This is a genomic window from Planktothrix mougeotii LEGE 06226 (assembly GCF_015207485.1).
In the GTDB taxonomy this organism is placed as follows: Bacteria; Cyanobacteriota; Cyanobacteriia; order Cyanobacteriales; family Microcoleaceae; genus Planktothrix.
This window is the reverse complement of record NZ_JADEWU010000025.1, coordinates 50,721-73,846: the sequence shown is the minus strand read 5'-3', so window position 1 is coordinate 73,846 and position 23,126 is coordinate 50,721. Positions and strand designations below refer to the sequence as shown.

Annotated in this window: 11 protein-coding genes and 1 pseudogene; 6 read left to right on the top strand and 6 right to left on the bottom strand. The window is 38.5% G+C overall.

Going from position 1 to position 23,126, the window contains the following annotated elements; genetic code table 11:
- Positions 1-138: 138 nt before the first annotated feature.
- The 4 genes and pseudogenes from IQ236_RS12825 to IQ236_RS12810 all read left to right on the top strand — a co-directional run.
- Positions 139-2,754: pseudogene (locus IQ236_RS12825) on the top strand (type I restriction endonuclease subunit R); the annotation flags it as partial.
- Between the two features lie 2 nt (positions 2,755-2,756).
- Positions 2,757-3,440 (top strand): M48 family metallopeptidase, encoded by a 684-nt coding sequence (locus IQ236_RS12820; RefSeq protein WP_193869619.1) that lies wholly within the window; start codon positions 2,757-2,759, stop codon positions 3,438-3,440.
- A 527-nt stretch (positions 3,441-3,967) separates the two neighbouring features.
- The gene (locus IQ236_RS12815) at positions 3,968-9,343 is read left to right on the top strand and encodes an ATP-binding protein (protein WP_193869618.1); all 5,376 of its coding nucleotides are present in this window, start codon (positions 3,968-3,970) and stop codon (positions 9,341-9,343) included.
- A 5-nt stretch (positions 9,344-9,348) separates the two neighbouring features.
- Entirely contained in the window at positions 9,349-10,491 is a 1,143-nt protein-coding gene (locus IQ236_RS12810; protein ID WP_193869617.1) for a hypothetical protein, read from the top strand.
- 36 nt (positions 10,492-10,527) lie between these two features.
- On the opposite strand, the gene IQ236_RS12805 is transcribed toward IQ236_RS12810, so the two are convergent.
- From IQ236_RS12805 to IQ236_RS12795, 3 genes are read right to left on the bottom strand one after another with little or no spacing between them, the layout of a single operon-like run.
- A complete protein-coding gene (locus IQ236_RS12805) occupies positions 10,528-11,181 on the bottom strand; it encodes a macro domain-containing protein (protein WP_193869616.1) in 654 nt (217 codons plus the stop codon).
- Positions 11,171-16,513 (bottom strand): DarT ssDNA thymidine ADP-ribosyltransferase family protein, encoded by a 5,343-nt coding sequence (locus tag IQ236_RS12800; protein ID WP_193869615.1) that lies wholly within the window; start codon positions 16,511-16,513, stop codon positions 11,171-11,173. The genes IQ236_RS12805 and IQ236_RS12800 overlap by 11 nt, the downstream gene beginning before the upstream one ends.
- Positions 16,506-19,064: a sacsin N-terminal ATP-binding-like domain-containing protein gene (locus IQ236_RS12795; protein ID WP_193869614.1), complete on the bottom strand. Its 2,559-nt coding sequence runs from the start codon at positions 19,062-19,064 to the stop codon at positions 16,506-16,508. The genes IQ236_RS12800 and IQ236_RS12795 overlap by 8 nt, the downstream gene beginning before the upstream one ends.
- A gap of 729 nt (positions 19,065-19,793) precedes the next feature.
- Here IQ236_RS12795 and IQ236_RS12790 point away from each other — a divergent pair.
- Positions 19,794-20,204, top strand: coding sequence for a GFA family protein (locus IQ236_RS12790; RefSeq protein WP_193869613.1), 411 nt, complete (start codon positions 19,794-19,796; stop codon positions 20,202-20,204).
- Between the two features lie 582 nt (positions 20,205-20,786).
- Here IQ236_RS12790 and IQ236_RS12785 read toward each other — a convergent pair.
- Entirely contained in the window at positions 20,787-21,155 is a 369-nt protein-coding gene (locus tag IQ236_RS12785) for a DUF6508 domain-containing protein (RefSeq protein ID WP_193869612.1), read from the bottom strand.
- 73 nt (positions 21,156-21,228) lie between these two features.
- Positions 21,229-21,849 (bottom strand): discoidin domain-containing protein, encoded by a 621-nt coding sequence (locus IQ236_RS12780; RefSeq protein WP_193869611.1) that lies wholly within the window; start codon positions 21,847-21,849, stop codon positions 21,229-21,231.
- Between the two features lie 133 nt (positions 21,850-21,982).
- Between IQ236_RS12780 and IQ236_RS12775 the strand changes: the two genes are divergently transcribed.
- Positions 21,983-22,537, top strand: a complete 555-nt coding sequence (locus IQ236_RS12775; protein ID WP_193869610.1) for a hypothetical protein — start codon at positions 21,983-21,985, stop codon at positions 22,535-22,537.
- Positions 22,538-22,625: 88 nt separating this feature from the next.
- Here IQ236_RS12775 and IQ236_RS12770 read toward each other — a convergent pair whose 3' ends face one another.
- Complete coding sequence (locus IQ236_RS12770; protein ID WP_193869609.1) at positions 22,626-23,111, bottom strand: hypothetical protein; 486 nt, start codon at positions 23,109-23,111, stop codon at positions 22,626-22,628.
- Positions 23,112-23,126 lie beyond the last annotated feature (15 nt).

Sequence of the window (23,126 nt, the reverse complement as noted above, 5' to 3'; positions counted from 1 at the left end):
TAGCCTTTTTGCTTGCTGGGGGTTTTTGTCCAGATAGTCTCTTAATTTACTCATCTCTCCCGGCGGGTAAAATTCCATTTTACCATCTTTATACCCCCTTCCCTTTTCTATTTCGGAGATGTCTAATGCAAATCGCCCAAAACCCAGGAACCCATTCCAGAGGCGATCGACCAAATGATGCGCTACAACGAACAGCGTGGCTACAAAGGCGAAGGCAGTCCCCCCCTGTTCTACTTCAATCAATTTATCATTGCCACCTGCCGCGATGAAGCCAAATTTGGAACCATTACCACCCACACCGAAAAATACTTTTACCGTTGGTCAGACCCCTACCCCCGCACCCTGGAAGACCTAGAGCATGGCAGCAGTTCCCCCAACCAACAGCAGCGCCTTGTTGCCGGAATGCTTGACCCTGACAACCTGTTAGAGATTATTCGCAACTTCACCCTCTTCGCCGTAAACGACAAAGGGCAGACTATCAAAATTGTCGGGCGTTACCAGCAATTTCGCGCCGTCAAAAAAGCCGTGCAACGCCTGCTCAACGGCAAAACCCCACGGCAACGCAGTGGCATTATCTGGCATACCCAAGGGTCAGGCAAATCCCTGACGATGATGTTTATGGTTCGGGCGATGTATCGCCACCCAAACCTGTGCCAGTGGAAAGTCGTGTTTGTCACAGATCGCACTCAACTCCAGCAACAACTCACCGAAACCGGGCAGGGGGTCGGCTTCACTGTCAAAACCGCCGATAGCATCGCCCAACTGAAAGAACTCCTTCGTAGCGACTCCTCCGACCTCGTGATGGCGATGATCCACAAATTCCAAGAGCGTGACCTAGAGGAAATCTTTCCTAGACTCAACCCCAGTACCAACATCCTGATTATGACAGATGAGGCCCACCGCTCTCAATACACGCTTTTGGGGACAAACTTGGATCAAGCCCTACCCAACGCCACCCGCATCGGCTACACCGGAACCCCCATCGACAAAACTGAAAAGGTTTTTGGGGACTACATCGACAAGTACACGATGCGACAATCCATTGAAGATCTAGTCACCCTTCAGATCGTCTATGAAGGACGCACCCACAACGCCGAAGTCCCCGACCAGAAGGCACTGGATACAGCTTTTGCAGATGTTTTCAGTGATTACAACCTCCAAGAGCGTCTGCAAATCCTGGGCTATGGCTCACGGGATGCTTACCTAGAAGCGGAACCCGTCATTGCCGAGAAAGCGAGGGACATGGTAGCCCATTACGTGCAGCATATTTTTCCCAATGGCTTCAAAGCCCAAGTAGTTGCCACCTCCCGCGATGCAGCCGTGCGCTATAAAGAACAACTCGATGCGGCCCTCGCCGAGCAAATCACCCAGTTAGAAGCCTCCAACCCCCACAACATCAACATCAACCAACTGAAACGAGTCAAAACGGATGTGGTGATTTCTGGTGGACATAACGACCCACCGCACCTCAAGCCCTATACCAACCCCTCAAAACACAAAACTAGCATCAAAAGCTTTAAGCTTCCCTTTGATGCTGAAGATAGCGGCGTGAACGGGGATATCGGCATCATCATTGTCAACAATATGCTACTAACGGGATTTGATGCCCCAGTAGAGCAGGTGCTTTATCTGGATCGCATCATTCAAGCCCACAACCTCTTACAGGCAATCACCCGTGTTAACCGAGTGAGTGGCGAAGCCAAGGAAAAGGGTTTTGTGGTGGATTATGTAGGCATTGGACATCATCTCAAACGAGCGCTCGATAACTACGACAAGCGGGAACAGCAGGAAGTCGAGGATACCCTTAGTTTCCCTGAAGAGGAAATCCGCCAGTTAGAAACCGACTATCGCGCCATTATGGAGTTGTTAGCCCATTATGAACTCACCGACCTCACGGATTTAGATGCCTTCTATGATGTCTTCTATGACGAAGATATTCGGTTTGAGTACATCTTGGCGTTCCAAAAGTTGACCCGCAGCCTCAACCTGGTCTATCCCGCTAAAGAAGCTTTGCAATACTTTGCTGACTACAAGAGCCTGACTGAAATCAACGCCAAAGCCAAGGCGCATTTTAATGATAATCGCCTTAGTATGAAAGGGATTCCAGACAAGCTCCGACAAATTACAGATGTTCACCTAGAATCGAGGGGCGTTAGCCAAAAAGTGCAGCCGATCTCAATTTTGGATGACAAATTTGAAAGTGAAGTCGTCACGACCCATCAACGCACCAAAAACAAAGCAGCTGCTGTCGAACACGCCCTCCGCCATCACATTGACCTCGATCTTGATGATGATCCAGACCTACAAGCCTCATTTGCCGCCGCCCTCGCTGCAATCTTGGAACAATTCAAAGACAACTGGGATAGAATTTACGAGGAACTGGAGAAACTACGCCAACGCCTAAAGGAAGCAGAAAACGAACCTACCTATGGGTTGCACAAGAAGAAGCAAATGCCTTTTTTTCGGATGTTCAAACGGGAATGTTTTGGTGAAACAGATGTCGATGATGATATGATTTCTCAGACCGTTACCCTGATTCAGCAAGTGTTTATTGTGATCGAACGAGAACTGCAACTAGCAGGCTTTTGGGAAAGTATCCCAGCCCGCAAAAAACTAGAGGCAGAAATCCAGAAAATCCTTTTATCTCCAGAATTCAGTTCAATTCCTAACCTTTTTCAAAACCGCAAACAAATTATTGCCAAAGTTATGGAAGTAGCTGAAAAAAATAGCGATCGCATCCTTTACGCCGATTAACTATGCAGCTTGACTACAACGTTATTTATTCCTCTCGCCGCAAAACGCTGTCCATCACGGTCGAGCGCGATCGCACCGTTGTCGTTAAAGCACCTACAGGCACACCCCCAGAAACAATCCAAAAGGTCGTCGAATCTCGCAAGCAGTGGATCTATGAGAAAATCCACCACGAGCAGAAATATCGCCCCCCTCTGCATCCTCCGGGTAAGGAATTGGTTAACGGGGAATCCTTACTTTATTTAGGATGTAGCTATAGACTAGAATTGGTCGATTCCGTTGACGATATTGCCCTGATCGAGAACCGCTTTCTAGTGCCGACTCATCAAACACAGAAGCGTGGCGCAGTTTTTCGCCAGTGGTATATCCAGCAAGCAAACGAAATTATCTTACCCCGCGTTCAACACTACGCCGAACGTTTAGGAGTGTCGTTTAACGAAGCCAAAATTACGGATAGTAAGTACCGATGGGGTTCTTGCACCACCACCGACAATGTAACCTTGAATTGGCGACTGATCAAAGCCCCTATGTTTGTGATCGACTACGTGGTTGTTCACGAACTCGCGCACTTCTTGGAACCTAACCACACACCTCGCTTTTGGGGTATCATCCGCTCCCAAATCACCAACATGGAGAAAGCTAAACATTGGCTCAAGGTTCACGGCGAAATGTTAGAACAGACTCTCTAATCGGCTTCCTCTATACTTTGAGGATGAGGAAGAATTACTGGTTTTAGGAATAAAGCGATCGCCCCAGTGCAGACTGTCCAATAACGAAATCATCAGGTCTATAGTATGTAGTATGTATGATTACTAATGAAAGTTGTAAAATATTAACGATTATTCTCAGTAATTTCCTCAAGTTTAAGGTTGTATTGCGCCAGAAAATAAACTTAATTTAATCCGTATAATTACTCTTTCCTCAAGCCCGATTTATCTGTATTCTCAAAAGTATACCCACATCTTTTACAACTGATCTCATCCACTGGAGCAACAATCTATGCTGCTTCGGGAGTACTGAACAATTTTATGGAACTTAGAAAGTTTTTCGCTACTCTAGGTTGAACTTTTTTCCATTGATGGTTGCTCAGGGATGAAGTTGTCAGTATCCCCAATTTAAAATTGAGTTTATCCCCCAATTTATCACAAGTTATTCAGTGGGGCCGATGCGCTTTTAAATCTGCAATCGCTTTTTTAATATTTTATCAATTAAAGATATGCAACCTAAATCTGTTGAGTTACAAAGTCGCTTAGAAGGGTTAACAAATAGCTTTTTACAGCTTAGTCACAATTTATCTGAAGCGACCCAAAAGTTAGAACAGTCTTTGATTCCTCCCGCATTAGATCTGGCTGAACATATTGCTAATAAACGACAAGACTTTGAAGATCTCCGCCGTCAAGCTGTCGAGTTGGCGCAATCTTTAGAAGTATCTACTACCGAGCTTGAAAATATTATTTCTATTCATGACTTAGAAGCCGTATTAAAAGCGATTCATAAAGCAGAAGTAGAAGAAATTATTGATACCCGACAACAAGCTTTAGATATTTTAGAAAAAATTTTAAAAATTAGTTCTAAGGATAGCGCGGATTTTCTCCTCTTAGAACAATACCTAACACAAGCTTCCCAATTGCGTAATTTAATCTTAAATAACGCAGACAGTGTCTTAAATGCTGAAGTAAAAGCATTAATATCCGGTGAACATCATCTCGTACAACTGCTCACACTGATTTTAGAACGAGAGTCTCCAGATTATCAACGGTTGGCAAACTTGCAGGCATCTGTCGTTCAGTCTTGTGGAATGCCAATTGCAATAGCCGCGTTAACAGGAAAACTGTTTTTAGAATCCGAATCAAAATTTATAAATGAAGAAACACTAACGACATCTGAACCGATAGAACCCGGAGAATCTAGTAATAATCCAGTGGTTCAAGAACCAACAATTTCAGAGCAAACAGAAACTAAAAGTCATGATTATAAAGAAATTAAAGAAGAAGAAAAACCCACTGATTCTTTAACTAATAATAAATTCTCTGCCCCATCTAATATCTGTGCGAAAGCTCAAATAGATGCTCAAGAAATAGCAGGATCGCTATTAAAAAGTAATTTACAAGACAATGAAATTGTCATTCAAAATTTAATTCTGAAACTCATTAATAATCAAAAATTAAGCCTAGCTTTTAATCTAGCTTGGGATTTAGAAAGAGAATTTCCCAATTTTCAAGTTCAACTCCCGTCTTGGATGATTCGAGCCGTTATTTTAGGTCATCATGTCCGTTATGAACTCGGAACCGGAGAAATTGCCAATATCTTAATGGATGATTTTGCGAATTTTAACAACAGTTTGTTCACTCACGAAGGAGAGTGGAATCAAACCATTAGTTTACTTTTAGCAGCTTCAGCCCTGCGTCCGGCGTTACTGGCTCCTAATACGGATGCTTCACAAATTCTTTTATCATTACGACTCGGAGAAGGACTTAATCAACTTTATGAATACTGCCAAATTATTGCTAGCTACGGTTCTCAGCGTCTAGCTTTAGATGTTAAGGCAATTAAAACTGTTATTAGTGAGGAAGAATGGAATCATAAAATTACTGCTCTGAATCAAGAGATTGATGGGTGGTGTTCAGACGCACCAGGATTCCCCATGAGATCAACACAAGGTCGAAGAATCTGGAAAAAGTGGCTAGAGCCAGATGGACTAATTAATCAGTTATTGTCTCAGATCAAAGAAAAAAATTCTTCTTTACTGTTAAAAGAAACAACTCTAAATCAGGTTCAAGAAGTCAAGCAACAAATATCAACTTCTTTTACATCTTGTGAGTTAAGAAATCAAATTGAGTTAACGAAAAGACAATTAGGGGTTAACAGACAACGAGAAATTGATCAGGATGATATCCCTAAAATTTATAGATATGTTAATCAAGCGGTTGACTTTTGCCGTCGTTGGATTGATTTGCAAGAATTGCGTTTAGACCAAGGGAATGACTTTACTCAAAGACAAGCCAAACTAGCTGAAAAAATTAAACAAGAGCTTTCCAATTTACATGAAGCGGTTTTGGAAGAAATCAAATTTTTTGAGTCTAGAAATTCATCAATATTAATTCAGGCTGGAATTTCTTGTTGTCGAGCAGCCGTGCTGAATATTCAGAATTTGTTTGATCCAAATACTTCACTAACTACAACAGAAGCTGACCCCAAATATCTAATTTATGCAGATTTGCTGAGAATTCCTAGCCTATCTTTAAATGAAAATTGGATACCGGAAATCAGTGATCATTCCCTAGTTCAAGGAATTCTAGATTTAATTGATAAAAATAATTTTGATTGGCGACAAAATTTTATTAACCAAAGTGAGTTTAGGAATCATGAAGCAACCGAAAAAATTCTTGAGTATGTCCGGCTGAATTCTGAACTTTCGATTAATCTTGAAGAACTAGAACGGATGCGAGAAGAAAGCCTGCGAGAATGTCAGGATAGTTTAGTCCGAGATATCAAAGAGACTCGAAACCAAATTGAACAAGCTGTCGCTTTGGGAATTCTCAAAGAAGCTGATCGCTTTGATTATGTTGCCCAAATTACCCATATAGAAAAAGAAGTTGAAATCACACTTCGCTTTGATTTAAAACACAAGAACTTAGAATGTATTAAAACGGCGATTACTCAGAAGAAACAAGTCGCTATTGAACAAGTTCGCCAAAGATTAAATACACTTTCCCTAACGTCTGAACAGCCCAGCTATATCCGTATTCAAGAACTGTTAAACCAAGGCAATGTATTAACAGCAAATGAATATATTGACATGATATACCGAGGGGATGAAATTCCTAATATCGAAGTAGAAGTTAATAATTTTAGTGATTTTTTCCCAATCAAAGTTACTGAAATTGACAATTTTATGGAGGTCAATAATCCTCCATTTTTTATTCAAAAGGTACAAAAACGAGAAAATGTTTGTGGAATCAATTTAAGACGACCCTCTGGTTCTGCAACAAACAGAGCCGCTGAAATGCTCACGGCTTGGTTTTCCGTCAAAAAAGGCGGTAAATCTCAGCAAATTTCCCAAGAAGAAGCACGAACTATTTTAGTCAACTTAGGCTTTAACCCATCAGACATTAAAGTCGAACAAATGGGTGGTCGAACTTGGCTACAAGTCACCACAGAAACCATACGCAATAAAGAATTATGTCCGGTTGCAGGTTATGGTTCAGCGGCTCATGGCCAATATCGAATTCTTTGTGTTTGGGAACGACCCACAGCAGAAGACATTCAGAATGCAGTGGGAGAAACCTCTCACGGTACTCCAGCTTTTGTCTTCTTTTTTGGACGGTTGAGAGAACCCCGACGCAGAGACTTAGCACGGTTATGTCGAGAACGTCGTCGCACTTTTGTACTCATTGATGACATTTTAATGTTGTATCTTTGTGGGGCAGAAGAACCGCGACTGCAAGCCTTATTTAATTGTGCTTTACCGTTTACCTTTGTAGAACCTTATGCCACAACTGCGGGGTTAGTTCCTCCTGAAATTTTCTATGGACGGAAACAAGAACGAGACTCTATTATTAATCGGATGGGTTCTTGTTTTATTTATGGAGGACGACAGTTAGGGAAAACAGCTTTATTACGTTCTGTAGAACGGGACTTTCATGCCCCACAGGAGCAAAGAATTGCCTTATTTCTTGATTTAAAAGCCGATGGAATTGGGATTCACAGACCCATAGAAGATATGTGGAACTTGTTAGCTGAAGAGTTTAAGAAATTAGAGATTATATCCCGTAATATTACAACAAATATTGGTGCAGAAGGCCTGCTCCGAAATTTAGAAACTTGGTTAGAGCAAGATAAAAGCCGTCGTATTCTTTTGTTATTGGATGAAACGGACAAATTTCTGGAATCTGACGGACAAAATCACTTCAGTCAAACCAGTCGTTTCAAAGGTTTAATGGATAAAACAGAACGACGGTTTAAGGTCGTATTTGCCGGATTGCATAACGTTCAACGGACAACCCGCTTAGAAAATCATCCCCTTGCTCATTATGGAGAACCCCTTTGTATTGGCCCCCTTTTAGAAAATGGAGAATGGCGGGAAGCCAGAGCGCTGATCAAACGGCCTTTAGGGAGTATAGGCTATGAATTATCCGATGATTTAGTCACCCGAATTCTTTCTCAAACCAATTATTATCCGAGTTTGATTCAACTTTATTGTCAGGAGTTGCTCAGAGATGTGAATAAAAATCACTTAAGGGGATATGAGCGCAACAATACTCCACCTTATAAAATTCTAGACCATCAAGTTGATGAAGCCTATAAAAGCAAAAATCTTCGTAAGGCAATTCGCGATCGCTTTCTCTGGACACTCCAACTCGATCAACGGTATGAAGTGATTGCCTATTCCATCGCCTATGAATCTTTAACCAGTCAAGAAGGAATGGTCAATGGATTTTCTGTGCGTTCAATTCAGGATGTTGTTTTGTCTTGGTGGTCAGAAGGATTTCAAGGGAAATCTACCGATGAATTTCGCGCTCTTCTTGAAGAAATGGTGGGGTTGGGGATTTTGCGAGAAACCACTGAAGGAAAGTTCGCCCTGAGAAGCCCTAACGTTGTTTTGCTGTTAGGTACTGAAGCAGAGATTGAAGAACAACTGTTGAGCAGCCGTGAACCTTCTTTAGATTATGATGCGGAAATTTTTCGATCAGTATTACGAAATGACTTATCTCGTCCTAGCCCTTTAACGGTTCAACAAGAATCTGCATTGCGAAAACGAGAAAATGGAGTTTCTATCATTGTCGGTTGCCCTGCTGCTGGTTTACATGAATTGAAACATTTCTTAGTTTCAGCCGTTGGTCAGGAATTCTGGATCGAGATTGACCAAGTTTCTGAAACCACTGCTTTTACTAAACTATTAGGGAACATTGACAAGCGAGAACGCAACATTGATGGAACAACGATTGTATTTGTTTCATCAACTTGTAATTGGACTAAAAAATGGGTAGAAACAGCCCAAGCCAAACTCCAGAAATTGACCTCTAAACGATCATTTGTTCGGGTTATTTTTGTCGCTAACCCGCAAAAATTATGGGAATTAGTGAGTTCTGAGTCTCTAAATTTATTGGTATCTCAAGGAATAAGCCTTTTTAGTTTAAATCCTTGGCATGATGCTGCCTTGCGACAATGGTTAGAAAATTGTGATTTAGCGTTAAGTAAAGAAAAGAGAGAAAAAATTACTGAAATTACAGGAAATTGGTCAGTGTTACTTCAGCGTTTTTATCAACTTGCTAAATCGAGTCATCACTGCGAACCCCACTTACAAAAGCTGGCAGAGTCCCTCACTCAATCAGATGTCTTGGGTCAACTGGCTGGGCTGATGGGGCTTGATCAAACTCATTCCCAACAAAGGCAAATCTTACACGCTCTGGTCACGTTGGAAATTGCTTCTTGTGAAGAATTAATTACAGTGTTGGACGGAGTATCACCTGAAACAATCAACCAAACCTTTCAATGGGCGGAGTTACTAAGACTTATCAATTCTATTGGTAATGAAAGCTGGAGTGTTGATCCCCTAGTTTGTCGTATTCTCACATCAATTGGAGGATAAAACAGATGACTTGTTTTTGGTGGAAGCTTCCCAGTCCGAACTTATTTATCGATGAAGTTGTTCAAGACCTCAGAGATGGAAAAAATGTGATTCTCTGTTTACCTGAACACTTACCAGATGGTTTATCAAATGCGATTCAGTCGGGATTAGGTGATGATTGGGATTGGCATAATATTTCTGTTAGGGAGGAAAATGCCCTTGATCCTGTTCATTTCCTTTTTGAGCATTTTGTCGGAGAAATTAACCCTAATGAAATTCGCAATGCTCGGACATTAGCACAGCATGAGAATTTTTCAGGAAAAATTATTGGGTTGGATGGTTTAACTCCTGATATCTGGCCAGCTTGGAAAAAATTTCTTTCAGACTATGACCAACCCTGTCGAAATATCCCTAAGCTGTATCGCACTTTATTTTGTGTTTCGTTAGTGGGAGAACTTGCCCTCGATCCCCCTGAAGAGGATGTGAGTTTATCCCATCAGATTTGGAAGGGCATTGTGGATCGGATGGATATGATGTTATTTACGTCTGGACTTTTTCAAGGGAGAAGAATGCCCGATTTTCAAAAGCGTGTCGCGATCTCAGTGGTTACTAATCTTGGGCTTTGGGATTATGAAGTGAGTGAACGTTTAGCCGATGAAAAAATTGACAATATTCTTAAACCGTTCCCAATTCTTCAAGAGATAGCTGAGGAACGTCACTGGTTTGATTTAAGTCATAATCTCTCAGAAAGCTGGTGTAAAGGAATGACAAATCGGATGGAATTTGAAGAAGAAATTCATTCGGCTGTTTTAGTGGATGGGGTTTTAGATAAAATCGAAATAGAACGTCGGATTTGGAGTGGTGAAGTCGGAGAGTTATTACCCTTTGTTGAACAAAGACGGCATGATCTTCTTAAACTTCTAGATGGAGTTTTAAAAGTGCCGTTTAAAACTCCATTTGGAGAAGTAATTAAAGATGTAAAGGATTTAGAAATTGGTCATATTGAGTATCAAATTACTGAACCGTGTAAGCGCGTTAAACCCGATGTTCAACATTTAGTTAGACATCTCAAGGCAATTCGGAATTCCCTTTCTCATTTAGAAACAATTAACCCAGAAATATTATTGTGTCGAGAAATGACGAATTGGCGGCAAATATTAAAACAGTAATTAAGTCATTAATAACTTCGGTTAAGAGATATATTCTTAATTTAAAATTATCAATAATTTTTGAATAGTATTGATTCCTATTCCTTTTACCGCCAATAACTGAGACAAGTTATTAATGGCTTGATCCTGCATTGCCTGTTTAATTCGTTCTAAATAGGGATTTTTTAACCCCGTAATTTTTGCAATTTTTTCTGGGGATAAGGATAAAAATTTTAATTTTAAATCAGGAAAAATATCATCGGTTGAGAGAGGATCGTAAATGTAGATTTGGATAGGTAGGTTACATTGGATTAAATATTCCTTCATAATTTCTAAGGATTTTTCTTGAGGTATTCCTCCATTGTTAGCTCCTAAAACGGGGAAAGCAATAGAGGTTATTTTTTTCTCTTCGTAAGTATTGACAAATTTTTCTAATCCCAATTTAAGAAACTCAATCTCTGAGGGATTTTTCCAATGTTTTTTAGTCGGGAAATTGAGAATCCAGTGCTGTTGAGATTTATATAACCAAAGTTGACCAATCTCAAAAAGTTGTTTCTGGCAAAGTTCAACATAACGAGTGTACATTTCTGGGTATCGTAAGCGAAATTCTAAAGCAATACCTGCTCCCATGACTCCAACACAGTTAACTGTGTTGACTAAAGTTTGACACTGCGATGTAAATAAGTTACCTTTGATAATTTCAATGCTCATTTGTGTAAATTAGCCAATCTCGATTATTTTCTTGAAAATAGACGCTCATGTAAGTATTAGGTTTCCATTCTAATTTAATACAACGGGAAGAAATAATTTCAATTGATTCTCCTAAAGAAATTTTTGAGATATCACTAAAATCTGATAAAATTTGTCGTGATAAAGGTGAATCTGGAACAAAACGAAGTTTTAATTCTCCTTGAATCTTATTACTGTTAGCATAATTTTCAATATCAACCTTAATAAACGAATCATCCTCTTGAATTCTGACAGAAGGATTATTATGGTAGAACAAGCTTTTAAACTGTACAACTTCCGGCTCATAAAAAATTCGACTAGCATATTTTGAGTCTTTACCGATTAGATGTAATAAAGTTGCTTTATCTTGCTCAGTTCGGCAAATAATTGTGATATCTTCTAAATTTAATTGATTAAGTTCTAAGCATTGATGAACAATAAATTCTTGTTGAGCCGCTCTCATAAAAGTTTCTTTGCCTACTTGTTGTATTGTAGAGTAAACATGATCAAAGTCAAAATACTGTTCCACAAAACTTGAACTATTTCCATAATGTGAACTACTAGAAGCAAGGTTTCCATCACTCACCGCACATTGACTCCCATAAGCTTTTAAAACACCCTTTAAATTTAAGCGAAAAAAGACAGGTACAGGACAAAGCGCATAAATATCTCCCTGACGTTTGCCTAGAGTTTCATTATGCCACTGAGTCGGTGTTTGGGGTCGAAAATAAAACCGTGCAAAGTCTTTTACATCCTCTGATGTACGACCAATTAAATTTTCACCTGCGGAGTTTTTAAAGTTTGTACATTGATTTCTAGCGAGTAAGCTTTCGCTTTTAATAATAGAAACAGCATTCTCGATATGAGTAAAATGGTATATATATCCTTTCCAACTTGACCCTTGAGAAGCGAGTCCGGTTATCAATATTTGTGCAAAGGCGTCTAGTTCATGGGGCGATCGCGATAACGAAAAATCATTTTGTGTACAATTGCTTTGGAACTCAAAGTTAGGCTCGTTGTACTCTATAAATTCTTCAGGTTCTTCTGAAATAGTTTCTCCTCGCTTAATTGCAATGAGTAGCATTAACTCAAGAGTCTCTAAGATACTAGAATCATTGATTATCCATGAACCTGCACGGTTTTCGTAGATGTTTGTTGCTAATTTATCCCGCCTTTCTCCAGAAAAGAGATAATTATGGACAGCTTGACGTTTTTCTGGAGTCTCTGCCTGTAATGCCCATTTTGTAAGTTCTTCAATAGAAATAGTCTCTCTTTGCAAACGACAAGCCCAAAAGAAATTTAACCCAGAATCTTGATAATCAAAATCCAAGATTCGTTGGTCTGGTGCAAACCCGACTAATAACATTTCTTCTGAGGAATTAGAGCGATCGCAAAGTAACTGTTGACAAGGTAAATAAGTCTTTGCTTTCGACATAAACTCAACTTCTTGTAAGAAAATTTGCAGTTGATCCTGTTCTGAGGGTATTTTTAAATTCTTTAAAAAATCTTTCGTGATCAGTGTGCCGATTTGCTTTGCTTCTGAAGGTGATACACGGGGTGACTGAGCTCCGATTTCTGTTTTTAACGCATCAATTAAGTGTAGATCACTGACTGGATAACACTGGGAATCAAACGGATCTCTTAGAAGTTCTTTTACATTTTTCCATTGATTTTTGGCAATCAATTTATTCTGATAAGTCTGTTGAAACCGTGACCAATTTGCAACTTTTAGGAAACACTCAGGTTCTAAAAGTTGACCTGTTACCTGATAGCGAATTTCATCCACTAAAAGCAATTGACGAAAGTTCCCAGACAACCCACTGGGTAAAGCTTTGCCATGAGTAATCAGATATCCCATACCCCGATCGCCTGCCAAGATGCGGCGGATCATATCACGTCCCTCACTGGGATCTCGTTTCTGCCAATCAAGGGCTAACTCTTGCCAGAGAAAGTTCCAGAATTCATACAGGTCAACCGTTTTAAGCATCAATGTCTCTGCAACGGCTTGCCAGTTTTCCTGACTAGCACGCAATAAGCGACAGAGAACTTCCCCCAAGGCGATCCCGATGCGATCAGCCAACTCGCAGTTACGGACTGAAGATTTGACTAAACTTTCTCGTCCTGTTGTAATTTCAAAGTTAGCATTGATGGCAAAACCCAGGAAAAGGTTCTCTCGCGTTGGTGCTGTTACCCAGAAAGTCGGCACATTTTTAGGAAGTCCTCGACTGAGACAACCATCTTCTTCAGTGAAACCTAACAACAGTGTGGCTGCTGCATCTCCTTCAGTTTTTAGACATAGAAATACACACTTTTTATTGTTTTTGAGGATGATAGGAGACTTTGCAATTTCAACCCCAGGGATACTAGAAATAATTTTCGTTTCCCAACCCATAATTACGGGCTGATGATGTTCTTTGATGAGCTTAAACTGTTTAATTCCCCTCGAAAATACAAGCAGAATATTAGCAAGTTCTAAGAAAGGCTCGATCACGTCTTGTATTGAAGAGTTTTCCTCAAGCTCCAGTTCGATGATAGTAGCATCAGATGGTTGAATATAGCCTTGTAATTTTTCTCTTAAATCTCTTGCTTTTGCTGGCTTGAGTCGTGATGGAATTAATCCTCCCTCAACCGTAAAACCCAAATTTTTACTCAAAACGCAGGGTTGCTGACAAACCAGATAAACACTCTTAAATCCTAATCCAAATTTACCCGTTACACCTTCCCCTTTATCAGAAATATTGAAGGTAAGCATCTTTTCTAAATCTCGATCAAACCCTCTCTGGCGATATTGTTTTTCAGGATAATTCGGATGTTGGAAACAACCGATGGGTCTACCCGCATGGATAAATAAAAGCTGATTTTTTTTAGCAACGATAACAAACTCTTTTCTGGCGGTTTCGGGTTGTTGTTCCTGGGACATTTGCATCCACTCAATAACCGCATCATCAGCATTTTGAAATAATTCAAAGGGAATACTTTGGGGACGGTATCCATGTAGACTAATTTTAGCTCTGACCGCCTGCAACAAATCATCTCGAAGGGATTCTGCTTCAGCCGATTCTGTTTCTAATAAATTCGATAAGTCAAACACTAATAGTTCGATTTTCCGTTCAATATTTTCTACGGATTTTTTCTGCTGTTTTAATTCAGCTTTCTGATGTCGTAAGTCATCCCATTGGCTTAAAATATCTTTAATAATTGGACTACGTTCATGTATTCCTAACATTCTCATTACATAGGGAGCACCTTCTAACAAAAAAGTTTTTGCCACTTGAATATCGAGTTGATCAGATTCACGTAAATCTTTCCAAGTTTCATCTATAGATGAAGTTTTAATGTGGTAAACCTCATCAAGAAGAACTTTTGTAGATTGTTTTAAAATTAAGGATAAATCTAAATGACTAAAATTTTTAGTCTCTAATGGAAGTAATTCGATTTCGGTGGTATTAGGTGTTAGTGGATTAACAAACAGATGAGGAGGACGATCAAATTGAGCTAAATTTGCTTTGAAAGTTGTTCCTAATATAGAGATGACTTCTCTGGTGCGATCGCTAGTTTGTCCTACAGAAATCTGAAAATTCCGCAGGGATGTTGATTGATTTTGTAGCAATCTATTCCGAACTGTATCTACATTCCGTTTCCCTAAATAAAGCTGAACTAAATTTTTTACATCTATATCATTACCCATAAGTAAACTTAAGAAAGCACCCATCAATTCTGATGGACAATATTGCTGCCAAGGCTCAAAGTATTCTTTTAAAAGATTAACGTTGCTAACGGGTTTTAAGCCTTCAGGTGTTAATAATGTTTTTTCTGGGTTGTTTTTGAGCGTGTTTAAATAGGGTTTAAGAAGTTGCTCTTGCTCCCAATTTAACAAAAAAGCGCGCTCAATATTATCTCTTTTACCCCAAGTTAATTGATCAGAATTGTGCCACTTCTGTTTTTGATTGAGCAGTTTAATTTTTGCTAAAATTTGTGGTTCAAGTATTCTATTATTAACGGCTAAACTTAAATAAGCATTAAAAACTTTTATTTTACTTTCTTCAGGTTCAGGATTATGATGAGATAAAGTCCCCAAAATTTTGACTAATTTTTCTATTTCTATTTTTCCCAATAAATTTGGTAATAAATATTTATTGAATTTGTTTTTATCCAATTTTTGAGCAAAGCTCCAAGCCGGAAGAAAACTAACATCAACTTGATTAAATATTTCTAAACACTCATCTAGGGGAAACTGGGCTGTAAAATTCCCCAGTTGGTACTCTGGTGCATTATTGAGAAGTTCTCCAATTTTTTCTAATACAGCATCCTGAGTAATCAATAATTCCTTCGTTAACCAAGACCAACAATTACTGCGATCGCAAATTAATTGGGATAGCTGAGATGATGCTATATACTCTGAAGAAACAGACAACAGCAATTCCTCAATATCTTCTTCTAATGCTGGATAATGCAGAATATTTTTAGGGAACACTGCATTTCCTTCTTCAGTAACTAACCAAGCTTTTGTTTTAAGTTGATTCAGATTCTGGGAACTCAGTTGATGTTGATTTTGAGAATCTATTAGATTACTCAGAGCATCAAGAATGATCTCACAGTGTTGATGAGGTTCTGGCTGATTGAGGATAAATTCAATAATATGATTTTCACCCCATTTGGAGAAAAAATTCCTTAATAACTTAAAGTTTTGATGATTTTTAATGGTTTTAGGAAGGCGAGAAACTTCTGTGTATTGTCCATCACTTAAATCTACTAAATTTGACAAGTATCCTTTAAGTGGATTCGGAATAATTTCGAGGATTTGCGTAGGTTTGATTATTTCCTCTCCTACAGATATCCAACTTTCTGTTTCCAACAATGCTTTTAAATCGTTGGAAATTTCTTCAAAATCTTGAATTGCATCTAAAATAACGATACAAAACTCTTGCCAATATTGAGGAGATTTTTGAGAAAAGCTTAAAATATTTCTAATGACCGTTTCAGTGTTCCAAGATGTAAATAGTGTCCGAATATAAGAATATCCTTCACTTTGTCGCCATGACTCTGGCTGAATATTTTCAGGATGTTTAGTTTTATCTAACGCGGCTAATTTTTCTTGATGTTTGGCTACATTATTAGGCACTCTTAATATATGAATATGTTCTACCAATACAGAGTCAAGTAAGCGCCAAGCTTCACCTTTTTGATGAAGAACTTGTTGTCCTACTTTTTGCCAGACTGTACTGTCTTGGGAGGTGACATACAAAGAGGTTTTTACATTTTCATATTGCTCTTTTTGACCATGTAGAAAATATCGTAATTGTTGTTTAGACATGATGAATCAGTTCCTTTAAAAGATTAGTCCGTTGATTAGGATGAGCTAAATCGGGTTGTGTTGCTAGAAGTTCTAAACAACTCCTCGCGTTGCATTCAGGTATATGTCTTAGCGATGAAGTTCTACTGAGAATCGAAGCCAGCCTACTGTCAATAAAGATTAAATCACTATTAGGCAGAGCTTCTTTTAATGCTCTAGAAATTGGTGTCTTCCATTTGCCTTTAAATAAACATTTACTTTGATTTATTATTTTTAATAATTTATATTTATAGAGAGCTTGTTTTTCTAATCGATGATTATAACCAATAAACAGGGGTAAATCTTGCAATTGATCAAGAGCAGGTTCAATTTCTCGACTTGAACTAAGAAGTTGACAAATAATTTCGCAAGTCAGTTTATAGCTGGAGGGTTCTACTTTGAAGAAATAGCTGAGAGCAGTCAGCAGAGAAATTAATTCATTCAAAGTTAAAACACCTTGGCTTGTCTGCGAAACTTCAAAGGGTTCATAAACTAACAATAGATTTAGATTTTGTTGATACAGATGGTTAAAAATAGTATCTAAAGCTTTAGGATCAGCTTCAAACCGTGCAACTTTAAACCGTTGATGGGGACTCACTTTTGAAATGAGTTGTTTTACTAAAAGTTGCAGGGATTCCCCTTGTAAACTCGATAAGCTATTTTTACTAAATACGTTGCGGAGAAACTTAATCAAACTTGTCTGTACTTCCGGTTGTTGAATGAAATTTTCCTGTAGGTTTAAGAACTGGGTTAAGTAGCGAAGGTAATCAGGGTTTGAAAAAATTAATTCAGGGTCAAGAGAATCAATTATAGAGCAGATTTCTGGGTGATTCCATTTTCCATTGCTATTTAACGATAAAAGATTAGGTTTGTCTTGAATAATAAAGAAATGTTCCTGTGCGAGTTCCTGAAGTTTTGGAAAGGCTTCCCACTTAGGCGGAATACCAGGAAGCGATCGCAAACTTGCATCCACTGGAATCAGTTCCCAACCGTTATTTGATGGCTGAGTACGGAATATCCACTGATATTCAGCACAAATGCTTTCTCTGTAGACTTCACTGTTAAACAATCTTGATTTAAAAATGGCACTGCAAAGATTGGAAATATCTATATCCGACAATTGATGTTTTTCAGCAAAATATTTGAGAGAAGGTAAGATCAGTCTTAAAGTCCCTCTAGTTGCTAGTAAATAATTCCACTGAGCAATCATTTCATCTTCCTTATCAGGCGTTTTTGGAAGAAATGAACCCGTGCGAATTTTTTGAAGTCCTTCTATATATTTTCTACCTGAATCGAGAAAGAAGTAACCATGAAGAAACAGGGTGTAATTTTTATCCCCATTACAGCCAATTTCCTCATGAGCTTCTTGTTCTGCTTCTTCTTGTTGTAAATGATTATCTTCACTCGCTAAGGGAAGAAAAACAGACCACTGTAGAGTTAACTTTGCTTTTAGTTTATTTCTTAAAGGTTGCTGAGTAAAAACAACGGCACAATGGGGAATTGATTTATCAGGAACAATTTCATTGTCTCCATATTCATTAATGGAAGATCTTTTACTCCAAAACGGAGATTGCTGTAAATCAGTCCAGAAATACTGAGAAATATTATTAGGATTTTGACCAAGTAATAATGTAAAATCCTGGGCAGGTAAAACTCGTTCTATCCCTGCAAAACTAATTTTTATATTCTCTGAGCTTAAACTAACTTTTCCTTGTAATTTATTTTCTTTAGACTCAATATTTTCAATTTGATTATTAGGATAGATACAGCGCGATAATAAATTATCATCCAATGACACAGAAAATTGCTGTTCAAGATGTCTAGAATTCTTCTCGATAAAAAATCTGATAGTTTTAAGATGCTTTAGGAGAGGTAAGAGTTGACCGATTCGCACTTCCATATCTGGGGGAAGGTTTTCTTGAACTGAGTTTGCATCATTGCAGTAGTTAGCTAAAATACAGCGCTCATCTCCCATTCTTTTCCGAAGTGGAACCCACAATAAAAAGTATTGAGGGTTATGTGAACTGACTAAATGATGGGTCAGTAAATAGTTTTCTAAAGCTTGCTGATCTGCTTGGGAAAGTTCTATCCATTCAGGTCGTTTAGAATCTTTACCATCGGGAGTAGCCCAAGGATTAATAAACTCTCCACATCCCTTTGGAATGGGGATAGATCGAGCTATATAAAAGAAAGCTTCACAAAAGTGAAAAATACTCTTTTGACCTAAACCAAATTTTCCGATTTTTCCTCGATCTTTCGCATTAGCATCAATCCCAAAACAAGCGATCGCTTCTTGATCTAATGGAGTAAATGTCCCATTATTGAGGAAAAACAACGCAGGAACTCTAAGTAAAGGATGGTTAACAGATTGATCTAATCCTTGAACAATACCAAAATCTAAGGTAGTTGCACCCCCATCATTAGCATTTTGAATAATTTCTTTAATAATTGGAAAGCCCTGTTTATATCGTTCCTTCAAAAGGCTTTTAATAGTATTTACAATAGTTCCAGGTAAAGTTTTGTAGCCTGCCATAATACCAACTTGAGTACATTTTTAATGAGTTACCGTAAGAGTTTGACTTAGAGTAGAAGTTAAATTGAATTCAAATTTAACTGATATAAGGTTGCTCCTGTCATCGTCTTAATTCATGATCTTTAAACTATTTTCTATTTCTTTATATTTCTAGTTTAGATGACTAGAGCAATATGTAATAAAGTCATCTAAAATTTTAAACTCAGGCTTTTTAAAAGGAAGTTCCGGTTTTAGTGTCGATATTAGTTTGTTAATTTTTTTTCCGGTTTTGGTTTTCCAAAATTATAAAAATTTCCCATCTTATTTTCCTTTTAAATTTTTATTTGTTGACGATTTATTTTCTATGTCATCAATTACCTTAACAACAAACGAAATCTTCATACGTTTCTTTTAGATCTTTTTTGATGCTGCTCCTTAACTTTTCTAGTTGTTCTCCAATATCAGTCTAAAGGATGATTGACAACCACTGCACCTTAATTTTACGAAACTTATAACTAAGATTTTTTAAATAACTCTTACTGTTGACTATGGTTTTCCCTTGAAAACCCTGAATTCACAATAATTTTAACCCTATACCTTCACAGTTTAATGAGTCAATTTATAGTCGAAAATTTATTCAAACTGTTACACTTCTTCACAACGTTTCCCCTAGAACAACTTCCTATATCGTGGTCTAAACTAGAAGGGAACTGTTCTCGCTCTTCGTGGAAGAGTGCAAGGAGATCACAAATGGATGGTAACTGTCTTTGTGGTGCAATCACTGTCCGAACCCCAGACAAAAAGAGCATTGATGCCTGTCATTGCGGGATGTGTCGCCGATGGGGAGGGGGGCCAGCATTAGGAATAGCTTGTGGCTCTGATGTGCAGATCGAGGGTATTGATAAACTCAAAGTGTATCAGTCCTCAGAATGGGCGGAAAGAGCTTTTTGTTCTGAATGTGGTACACATATTTTTTACAAGTTATTGCCAACCAATGACTATTTTGTTCCAGCCGGTTTGTTTCAGAATGGAATTGAGTTTGAGTTCCATGAGCAAATCTTTATCGACCGGAAACCGAGTTACTATGAATTTGCCAATCAAACCTTAAATTTGACAGAAGCAGAAGTATTTGCCAAATTTGCGCTCGATGAGGAAACTTAAGCCACAGTACATCACAATGCCCTCGCACTTCTTGGCTTAAAAATACCGGAAATTGGATAGAGAGTGATAGTCATCTTTGTTCTAGGGGAATTGGAAGTTGAATAGAAGGCGATCACAATGTTTGTTCTAGGGGAAAGATAGAAGAAATACCCTATCAGATTCTTTAATCCTTGCATAGATAAAATAACTGCAATAATATTATTAATGTATTTTAAACTTGTAACCTCAAGTAAATTCAATGAGTCAAGTAGATTATCAAATTCGATTCCCTGAAGAAAATGTTGATTTCAGTCGAGATGCTGTTAATTTCAGCCAACTCTATCATAAAATGGTTGAAGCCTGAATTTTAGAAATTTGCCACAAACACTATTACTTACATCGGTATATGACGAATGGAAAACCTGTTCACTATGTTAGTGTAGTCGCCAGAAAACGAGGCAATATACCTGAAAATTGGTAGGATTTGAGTTTATTGGATTTAGGCTTGAGAGAAACCATCACAACCAACAGAAGATTTTTTAGTCCTTGCATAGCATAGCAACAATAGCGTTATTCATGAGGATAGCAAAACTTGATATTCTGCTATTTAGAAGTCATCTCATCTAGCATTGATGCTGCTCTTTGCAATATCCCTGTGAGTAAACCCGAATCAACTGCCCCTTCCAACGAACCCGCAAAAAAGCGATCCTGTCGAATTAAAGTGGTTAGCAAGCAAGCTAAGTCATACTCTGATGCTTTAGCGAGTGCAGTCGGATCATCCCGTAATTTTTTAGCTTCATCAGTTCCCATCCACTTTCCCCAATTGATATCACCCCTGACCCAGTTATTTGCATAGGCAGCATTTACGAACTGATTGAGACTAAACTTGTCTTTCCTCTCTTTAAAGGCTGGTAAAAAAGCGGCGATTGCTGTTAATCTTTTCACTAATGACAATTCAGATTGATTGTTCATAAATGGTATTAGAAAGAATGACCGATTGCTATAGCGTACTTGCGTAAGACTTGCTAGTAAACACTTGAACCTCTTACTTTTTTGGGAAGTAAGCTCGGAGTTGAAAGAACGTCCCCCAACCATTCCATTGACCGTCTGGTGGTTCCCAATACTTGACATATCGAGCGCTCATCGGGGGAATTGCCACATTAATATCAAGTTTATTGAAACTGGTATTTGGAGAGTAAGGATGAACTATTTCAGAAGCTAATCGCCAAGTTTTATTATCAGTTGAAACCTCAATGCGAAAGGTTAATGAATTCTTAAACGCACCATCCCAATCAATATTGTAGCCAACACCGTTGAGGGAATAAACCGCACCTAAATCGACAATTTGAAAGGTGCCAGTGCCTTGATTGGTTTCGTTTCCCCACCGCCCCAGTTTAGGATAATTCGTTGTTGTTTGGTAATCAGCAGGATCGTTAGCATTAGCCCAGCCCGGATAGGTAATCCCTCCATTTCTGGCAATCACTCGTTTACCCGCAGCTACATTGATGCCTGATATCGGCTTTGGAGTGTTCAGGGGTGTTGGTTCCACTGCTGATGGTGGAGGCGCAGGGGTGTTTGATGTTTGTTGAATCGATGGAGAACAGCCAGCGATCGCTCCCGTAGTGAAGAAGAGCCAAGCAAACCAGTTACACAATTGTTTCATCATTTGAATTATCTAAAGGTTTTGATTCAATTATCCTTATTTACGAAAATTAAAATAACTTATTTATTTTTACAATTATTGAATTAACTTGCTACAAGTTTTATACTACATATATACATTACTTAGAGAAAAAGTTGTGAATAAATTCAGATTGATAGGTTTAGCGATCACTCTCCTAGCTCCTTTTGTCTGGCAACCTGCCCAAGCTGAAATGGTAGTTCTTGGTACAGCTTCCACCGGAGAAACCCTTACTCTCGATACTGATTCTGTTTCACTATGGACACCAATGGGTACTGGGTTATTCATCAGTGCGACATATTATCTGGATAACGAAAGAATAGATGCAAGTATTAGCTGTAGAAATAGATCTTGGGTTGTAGAAGGGGATTCGACACACTATACTCCTCAATCTCAAGCAACACAAAATCTTATATCTACAGCCTGTAGAATTGCATTTAACAGTCAATCTCGTCAATCTAATCAGAGCCAACAGACAAGAGAGAGAACTTGGATTATTTATGATCCGCCTTCTAATGTCCGATATTCCCCTAATGGTGAAGTCCTATGTACAATCGGTGACAAAAGAAGGATTCAGATTCGTGGAAACTCTGTAAATGGTTGGTATCGAACCCCAGCTTGCGAGGGTGCAGATGGTTGGATTCATGAAAGTCAAATTAAGCTTGTAGATTGAATAATCCCATTACGAAGGTTTAACTGGTACAGTGAAAGCTAAATCCTTAACAGCACTTTCTGCACAGTTGCTACTCAAAACCTATGATCTACGGCTTTTGCCGAATCATAATACATTCATAGCCGATAATATCTAAACTGTCTTTGGCTCGTCTACAGGTTACGGCTTGCCATCCAGAACTGCCATAGCGAGTCATAGCTTCTTCAAAACCTATATCATTAGGAGATACAACTTGATATTCATACTCAGGAGGTTGATTTAAACTCTGTTCAAGAGATGCTAAACCCCGGTCAAGAGATGCTAAACTTTTGGGAAATTGATGCAGTAAAGCAAACATTAATGTTGCCAATATTATTAATAGTAAACTGATAAGAATCAAAGCTTTACCTTGAGTTTTTAAGAATTCAATTATATTAAATTTAACTTTGCCTTTAGGTTTAACAAAAGCTCCTTCAATCTCTAACACTTTCTGATTCAGTTTTTTCAATTCGCTCTTAATCGCTATCAATTCATTTAAGGAAGGATTAGGTTGATTAGACGGAAGGGGTGGTTTAGGCAGTTTGGGATTTGTCATAGCAATGTTCCTTAT

What these genes read in the sequence shown, in the direction of transcription:
- IQ236_RS12785 (WP_193869612.1), bottom strand. Translation starts at nt 21,155, where the DNA reads ATGAACAATCAATCTGAATTGTCATTAGTGAAAAGATTAACAGCAATC.
- IQ236_RS12815 (WP_193869618.1), top strand. Translation starts at nt 3,968, where the DNA reads ATGCAACCTAAATCTGTTGAGTTACAAAGTCGCTTAGAAGGGTTAACA.
- IQ236_RS12770 (WP_193869609.1), bottom strand. Translation starts at nt 23,111, where the DNA reads ATGACAAATCCCAAACTGCCTAAACCACCCCTTCCGTCTAATCAACCT.
- IQ236_RS12820 (WP_193869619.1), top strand. Translation starts at nt 2,757, where the DNA reads ATGCAGCTTGACTACAACGTTATTTATTCCTCTCGCCGCAAAACGCTG.
- IQ236_RS12795 (WP_193869614.1), bottom strand. Translation starts at nt 19,064, where the DNA reads ATGGCAGGCTACAAAACTTTACCTGGAACTATTGTAAATACTATTAAA.
- IQ236_RS12800 (WP_193869615.1), bottom strand. Translation starts at nt 16,513, where the DNA reads ATGTCTAAACAACAATTACGATATTTTCTACATGGTCAAAAAGAGCAA.
- IQ236_RS12790 (WP_193869613.1), top strand. Translation starts at nt 19,794, where the DNA reads ATGGATGGTAACTGTCTTTGTGGTGCAATCACTGTCCGAACCCCAGAC.
- IQ236_RS12805 (WP_193869616.1), bottom strand. Translation starts at nt 11,181, where the DNA reads ATGAGCATTGAAATTATCAAAGGTAACTTATTTACATCGCAGTGTCAA.
- IQ236_RS12810 (WP_193869617.1), top strand. Translation starts at nt 9,349, where the DNA reads ATGACTTGTTTTTGGTGGAAGCTTCCCAGTCCGAACTTATTTATCGAT.
- IQ236_RS12780 (WP_193869611.1), bottom strand. Translation starts at nt 21,849, where the DNA reads ATGATGAAACAATTGTGTAACTGGTTTGCTTGGCTCTTCTTCACTACG.